Below are 6,061 nucleotides of genomic sequence, written 5' to 3' on the forward strand. Positions count from 1 at the left end.
CATCAGGATCGGCGCTGCGATCGCCGACACCATCAGGATGGTGAAGAGCGGCGTCATCGTCATGAGCGTGTCCATGAACAGCCCGAGCACACCTTCGAGCATCTTGTTCTGATCGACGAGCTTGGCCCGCTCGATGTGGAAGCCCTCGCGCAACATGCCGAGGATGCGCGCCGACATCCACCCGCCCATGCCCCACAGCCCGGCAACCCCGGCGAGCAGCACGAGGAAGGTCGACAGCTCGCGCGACTGCGGAACCTGCCCTTCCGACCGGGCCTGCTCCAGCCGCCGCGCGGATGGCTGTTCGGTCTTCTCTAGATCGCTGTCGTCGGCCATCGCCGCGTCCCTGCCTGCCTCGTGCCGACCGCCCGCTCAATGCGGACGAAGCCCGACACAGGGCAATTATCGCCGGCGGGCGGCAAGCACCGCCGGTCGATAAGCGACCGGAAAAACCCTCAATTCGGGAATTTGGGACGACGCTCAGCGCCCTGCGGGAAGCTTGTCGATCCCGCGGATCTTGTCACCCATATGCACGCCGCGCCCGGCGAACCAGCCCTGATTCATCTCCAGCGCAAAACGCGCGGCGCCGGCCGCGCAGTGACTGTCCAGCGTCTGCGGCTTCATGTCCTCGATATTGAGGATGCGCCCTTCGCGATCGAGGAAGGCCACCGACAGTGGGATCAACGTGTTCTTCATCCACATGCAATGCCGCGCGTCTTCGGTGAAGACGAAGACCATGCCGCGCTGCGCCGGCATCACCGGGCGATTCATCAGCCCGACCTGTCGCGTCATATCGGTGTGAGCCAGTTCCGCCTCGATGCGGTACATCCCCGCCCCCAGCTCGACGACCGGCAAATCCGCCCGCGCCGCCGGCGCGACGCACATCGCCCCGATGGCCAGGACTGCTGCGGAAAGAACGCCCACTGCGCGGAACTTCATCGATGCACTCACCCGGAATGACTGGAGCGCGCAATTCTACTCCCGCCGCAGCGCCCCTGCTAAGGGCGACGCACCGCTGGCCCGCCTGGCCGCGACCGTCGCGCCGCGCCGATCGCTGGCCCGGGGCGCCGGCCGGACGCCGCCGGCAACGCAAGCTCTTCGCTACGCCACTGCCCGGGGAGTAGCCCGTCCAGCGACCAATCGCCAATACGCACCCGGATCAGCCGCAGCGTCGGGAATCCTGCCTTCGCCGTCATCCGCCGCACCTGACGATTCTTGCCTTCGCGCAGCACGATCTCGACCCAGCTCGTCGGCACGCTCTTGCGAAAGCGCACCGGCGGATCGCGCGGCCACAGCCAGTCCGGCTCCGCAACCCGCCGCGCCTCGCATGGACGCGTGACGAAATCCCCCAGATCCAAGCCGCCGCGCAGTCGCTCCAGCGCCGCTTCGTCCGGCTCGCCCTCGACCTGAACGACATACGTCTTCGGCAACTTGTGCCGCGGATCGGTGATGCGGTGCTGCAATGCCCCGTCATCGGTCAGCAACAACAGCCCCTCGCTGTCCGTATCCAGCCGCCCCGCCGCGTACACCCCGGGAACGGGGACGAAATCCTTCAGCGTCGGCCGCCCCGGCTCTCCCGAGAACTGGCAAATCACACCGTAAGGCTTGTTCAGAAGAATCAGGCTGGACATTCGTGACCGACGGAAGTCAAAGAAGGAAGCGGCCGCGGTCGAACGAACGCAGGCGACGCAAGCTCGCCATTATGCGCTCTCGGCCGCAGCGGGAAGCCATCACGCTCCCATCTGTCGGAATCAGCCATAATCGTTCGGGCTGCACATCCGGAAGGAATACGCCATGAACATCGCCCTACGGCTGACCCTGTCGATCGCCCTCGCATGGGCGACGGTCCTGCCTGCGTCGGCACAGGTGTTCAAGTGTTCCCAGCCCGACGGGCGGATCGCCTACCAGGACGGCGCCTGTTCCGGACGACCCGACAAGCAGCCGCTCGACCTCGACGTGCACCAGCCCTCCCTCGCTGAACAGGACGCCGCCGAAAAGCGTGCGCTCGACGAAGCGCGCTTCGTGCGTGAAGTCGAGTCGGGGCGGGAGTACAGCCGACGCCTCGCGCAGATCGAAAGCGACGCGAGAAAACGGGCCGAAGAGCGTCAGGACGAGCGTTGCGCCGAATACCAGCGGCGCGCCGAATATCTCGAATCCCGCGCCTACACCTGGTACACCCGGCGATACTACCGTTTGGACATGGGCGAGGCACGCGGGCTGCGCGACCGATATTTCACCGAGTGCGTCGGCCGCCGCAAGCCCTTGCATACCCTGCGCCAATGAAAAACGCGCCTTGCGGCGCGTCTTGTCTGGGCATCTGGCGGAGGCGGTGAGATTCGAACTCACGGATGGCTTTCACCATCGCCGGTTTTCAAGACCGGTGCATTCAACCGCTCTGCCACACCTCCGGGAGCGCGGAGTATACCATTTGCGCTCCGCGCGTCATCCCCGTTCGAACAGCGCTATCGACTCGACATGGGACGTCTGCGGGAACATGTTCGCGATGCCCGCCCCCTTCAGCACGTAGCCCTTCTCGTGCACCAGCACAGCGGCATCGCGCGCAAGCGTCGCGGGATTGCACGAGACATATACGATGCGCGCCGGCATCTGCGCCTCGCTTAGCGCCTTCACAACTGCGATCGCCCCCTCGCGCGGCGGATCGATCAACAGCTTGTCGAGCCGTCCCAGCGCCGCGAGGCTGTCTTCGGTCGCCTCGAAAAGATTGGCGGCATGAAATTCGCACCGCTCGACCAAGCCATTGCGCTGCGCATTCTCCCTCGCACGCGCGACCAGCCCTTCACTCCCCTCGACCCCGACCATCGTCGCGCCCCGGCTCGCGATCGGCAGACTGAAGTTGCCCAGGCCGCAGAACAGGTCGGCGATCCGCTCGCCCGGTTGCGGGTCGAGCAGTTGCATCGACCGCCGAATCAGCAACCGGTTGATATCCACGTTCACCTGGGTGAAGTCCGTCGGCAGGAAATCCATTGTGACGCCGAATTCCGGCAGCGTGTAAGCGAGCCCCGGCCCCTTCTTCGGATGCAGCCGACGGGCGCTCGCCGGATTGGTCCCGGGCTGCTGCCAGACCTGAACGCCCCACTGGTCGGCGAAGACCGCCAAGCGCTTCTCGTCGTCGGGTTTAAAGGGCAGCAGATTGCGGAAGACCAGCACCGTCGCGGTGTCGGCCACTGCGATCTCGATTTGAGGCAAACGGTCGGCAATGGACAGCCCGGCGACCAGTTCATGCAGGGCCGGCAGCATCGCCGAAATGGCCGGCGGCAGGACCGGGCAGGTTCCCATGTCCGCAATGTAGCTGCTGCGCCGCTCGTGAAAGCCGATCAGCACACCGCCCTTCGACGGCACCAGCCGTACGCCGATCCGCGCGCGATAACGATAGCCCCAGGCGGGCCCGTGAATCGCCGGATAGATGATCCCGGCCTTGACCTTGCCGACATGCCACAGCGCGTTCTCCAGCACCCGCTGCTTCGTCGCGACCTGCGCCACCGAGTCCAGGTGCTGCATCGAGCAGCCGCCGCAGACACCATAGTGCGGGCACTTGGGCTCTACCCGTTGAGCGCTCGCCTTGATGATACGGGTCACGTCCGCAAGCTCGTAGGACGGACGCTGGCGGTGGACGGCATACTCGATGCGCTCGCCTGGCAAGGCCCCGTCGACGAAGACGACCTTCCCCTCCACGTGTGTGACGCCGCGACCCTCGTGGTCCAGCGATTCGATGACTGCGACAGGCATGAAACTCGCGCCCAAAAGAGCGCGATTTTACCGTCCGCCGGGGCACTTTACATGGCGCTGCCTATAATTTGCTGGGGCTTCGAGTCAGCCGTCGTACCCCGAACCTTGCCCTGTATATGCGAAATCACCGCGATCATGGACCATCCCTCTGAATCGACCTTTGATGCCTTTGCGGCCTACCGCCAGGCGGTAGCCGACGTCCTCGCGCTGGCCGGCCAGACGATCATCGTCTTCGACCCCGACCTCGGCGAATGCGGATTCGAAGCCCCGGCCACGCTCGCCCTCCTCGAAGCCGCCTGCCAACGATCCCCGCGCAGCGATGCCTTGCGTATCGTCCTGCATGACCCGGATTTCGTCGAGCGCGATTGCCCCCGGCTGCAGCGCTTTCTTTGCGACTACGGCCACCGTGCAAGCCTGCGCATCAGTGATCCGGGATCTCGCAGCTGGACGCAGCCCTTCATCGTCGTCGACGGCGAGCATCTCGTCGCACGCTTTCATCCGGCATGGCCTCGCGGAAAGGCATGCCTCGCCATGCCCAGCGCGGTTACGCGCTTTAGCACACAATTTGAAACACTTTGGTTGCGCGGCGAAAATCGGGCAATCGGCTCACCGCTTGGCCTCTAGACCGATCGACCGCAAATGCCGTGCATATTGCATTGCACCAAAAATTTGTCGGAACATGGGATAGACTGATAAACTTTCTTCCGAGATCTGCCGGCGCCCCAGAAAGGCCATGCTGGCCGGTTGCGTTCCACTGCTCTGCATTCAACAAAAAAGGATTCCCACGATGAAACAGTCGCTCCTCGTTGCCTCCCTGATCGCTCTCGCCGTCGCCGCTTGCGGCAAGAAGGAAGAAGCTGCTGCTCCGGCGCCCGCTCCGGCCGCCGCTGCTCCGGCTGCTCCCGCCGCCGCTCCTGCTGAAGCCGCCAAGGAAGCCGCTCCCGCTGCTGCCGCTCCGGCCGAAGCTGCTCCCGCCGCTGCCCCGGCTGCTGCTGCCGAGCCCGCCAAGGAAGGCGCCGCGAAGTAATTCGCGACCAGCGCAACGAAAAAGCCGGCATATGCCGGCTTTTTTTTGGTCCCGTCCGCGCGATGCGGCGGAGATCGCGGACCGCGCGGTAACGCGGCCCGCGACTTCGATCAGCGCAACTGCTGCTGCAACAACGCCAGGATCTTCTTCGCGGTATCCGAGCTGTCTTCGCCGCCCTCGCGGGTCAACACGCTGACGACCGAGTTGTTGCCATCGCCCTTCACGCTCAGGCGATACTCGTTGCCGCTACCGAGCTTCTTCTCGTCGCTGCGCCAGAACGCCAGCTTCGACAGGATGCTTTCCGACTTCTTCGACAGCACGTCGGCCTCCGGATCGACATAACGGACGAAGTACAGGCCCTTCGAGCGATCCCGGTCCTCGACCGTGAAGCCGACGCGGTCGAGCGCGAGGCCCACCCGACGCCACGCGCGATCGAAAGTCTCATCAATCATCAGCGATACCTTGCCACCCTGCGTCGTCAGCGCGGCCCGCTCGGCGGGCGGAGCGGCTGCGACGATCGCAGCGGCGCGCTCTTCGGTCGCACCCAGCCGTACCATCAGACGACGAAGCATTTCGGCCTCGAGCTCGGGGTCGGCCGGACGCGGCTGCCACACGGTCGAATCCTTCGCCTCGTTCGGGTAGATCTCCATCATGCCGCGATGGCTGATGTAGACCTCGACCGTGTTCGGATCCTTGCCCTGCTCCAGACGGGTCCGGAACTTGTCGCGCTCCGGCGTCGAGAACAGGCCGTCGAGCACCTTCCCGATGGTCGAACGAACGAAGTCCTGCGGAATCTTCGCCCGATCCTCGGCCCAGTCCGTCTCCATCACGCCGATTTCCGGACGCTCGATATTCAGGACGAAACCCAGCTCGAGCCAGAAATCCTTGACCTGCGGCCACAGCGTGTCGGCCGAGCCCGGCACGACCAGCCAGCGCTGCGAGCCGGCGCGTTCGATGCGCATACGTTCGACCGTCGGCAATACCTGCGCGGTGGTCGACTGCGTCGTCTGCGGCTTACCCGCGCGATCGTTCATGTAGGCCGAATAGGTCGCGGTGCCTTGGGGCGATACGTCCGGCACGGCATACCGGTCGTCGCGCGTCGGCGCGGTCAGATCGGGCGGGATTTCGAGCTGCGACACCTGGCGGGCGCCGCTCTTGTAATCGATCTTCTTCGACTCCAGCAGGGAACCGGAACATCCGGTCAACGCAACGGCCAATGCAAGCAAAGAAGCAGAAGTACGCACGCTACGATTCATGAGATTCAGAAAATCCTTGGTAATCAGAAATTCA

8 protein-coding genes and 1 tRNA gene are annotated in these 6,061 nt (G+C 64.7%); 3 read left to right on the forward strand and 6 right to left on the reverse strand.

What is annotated here, in order from left to right; translation table 11 throughout:
* From VJ673_RS12205 to VJ673_RS12215, 3 genes are all read right to left on the reverse strand, one after another.
* Positions 1–333: EscU/YscU/HrcU family type III secretion system export apparatus switch protein (locus VJ673_RS12205; RefSeq protein ID WP_324126371.1), on the reverse strand; the 333-nt coding region annotated here is incomplete at its 3' end.
* Between the two features lie 144 nt (positions 334–477).
* Complete coding sequence (locus VJ673_RS12210; protein ID WP_324126372.1) at positions 478–936, reverse strand: DUF192 domain-containing protein; 459 nt, start codon at positions 934–936, stop codon at positions 478–480.
* 59 nt (positions 937–995) lie between these two features.
* Entirely contained in the window at positions 996–1,628 is a 633-nt protein-coding gene (locus VJ673_RS12215; RefSeq protein ID WP_324126373.1) for an rRNA large subunit pseudouridine synthase E, read from the reverse strand.
* 163 nt (positions 1,629–1,791) lie between these two features.
* Here VJ673_RS12215 and VJ673_RS12220 point away from each other — a divergent pair, with 163 nt between their 5' ends.
* Positions 1,792–2,280 (forward strand): hypothetical protein, encoded by a 489-nt coding sequence (locus VJ673_RS12220; RefSeq protein ID WP_324126374.1) that lies wholly within the window; start codon positions 1,792–1,794, stop codon positions 2,278–2,280.
* A 35-nt stretch (positions 2,281–2,315) separates the two neighbouring features.
* Here the strand turns inward: VJ673_RS12220 and VJ673_RS12225 are convergent.
* Positions 2,316–2,405, reverse strand: a tRNA-Ser gene (locus VJ673_RS12225).
* Between the two features lie 34 nt (positions 2,406–2,439).
* Positions 2,440–3,744, reverse strand: coding sequence for a 23S rRNA (uracil(1939)-C(5))-methyltransferase RlmD (gene rlmD, locus VJ673_RS12230; protein WP_324126375.1), 1,305 nt, complete (start codon positions 3,742–3,744; stop codon positions 2,440–2,442).
* 51 nt (positions 3,745–3,795) lie between these two features.
* On the opposite strand from rlmD, the gene VJ673_RS12235 reads away from it, so the two are divergent.
* Together VJ673_RS12235 and VJ673_RS12240 are read left to right on the forward strand one after the other, a co-directional pair.
* Positions 3,796–4,368 carry a DUF7931 domain-containing protein gene (locus VJ673_RS12235; RefSeq protein WP_324126376.1) on the forward strand — a complete coding sequence of 191 codons (573 nt, stop codon included), beginning with the start codon at positions 3,796–3,798 and terminating at the stop codon, positions 4,366–4,368.
* A gap of 163 nt (positions 4,369–4,531) precedes the next feature.
* Positions 4,532–4,771, forward strand: a complete 240-nt coding sequence (locus VJ673_RS12240) for a hypothetical protein (protein WP_324126377.1) — start codon at positions 4,532–4,534, stop codon at positions 4,769–4,771.
* Between the two features lie 110 nt (positions 4,772–4,881).
* Here the strand turns inward: VJ673_RS12240 and bamC are convergent, their stop codons facing one another.
* Positions 4,882–6,027, reverse strand: a complete 1,146-nt coding sequence (gene bamC / locus VJ673_RS12245; RefSeq protein ID WP_324126378.1) for an NlpB/DapX family lipoprotein — start codon at positions 6,025–6,027, stop codon at positions 4,882–4,884.
* Positions 6,028–6,061: the final 34 nt, after the last annotated feature.

This window comes from Aromatoleum sp. (genome assembly GCF_035254505.1).
Taxonomy (GTDB): Bacteria; Pseudomonadota; Gammaproteobacteria; order Burkholderiales; family Rhodocyclaceae; genus Aromatoleum.

What these genes read in the sequence shown, in the direction of transcription:
- VJ673_RS12210 (WP_324126372.1), bottom strand. Translation starts at nt 936, where the DNA reads ATGAAGTTCCGCGCAGTGGGCGTTCTTTCCGCAGCAGTCCTGGCCATC.
- VJ673_RS12215 (WP_324126373.1), bottom strand. Translation starts at nt 1,628, where the DNA reads ATGTCCAGCCTGATTCTTCTGAACAAGCCTTACGGTGTGATTTGCCAG.
- VJ673_RS12220 (WP_324126374.1), top strand. Translation starts at nt 1,792, where the DNA reads ATGAACATCGCCCTACGGCTGACCCTGTCGATCGCCCTCGCATGGGCG.
- rlmD (WP_324126375.1), bottom strand. Translation starts at nt 3,744, where the DNA reads ATGCCTGTCGCAGTCATCGAATCGCTGGACCACGAGGGTCGCGGCGTC.
- VJ673_RS12235 (WP_324126376.1), top strand. Translation starts at nt 3,796, where the DNA reads ATGGCGCTGCCTATAATTTGCTGGGGCTTCGAGTCAGCCGTCGTACCC.
- VJ673_RS12240 (WP_324126377.1), top strand. Translation starts at nt 4,532, where the DNA reads ATGAAACAGTCGCTCCTCGTTGCCTCCCTGATCGCTCTCGCCGTCGCC.
- bamC (WP_324126378.1), bottom strand. Translation starts at nt 6,027, where the DNA reads ATGAATCGTAGCGTGCGTACTTCTGCTTCTTTGCTTGCATTGGCCGTT.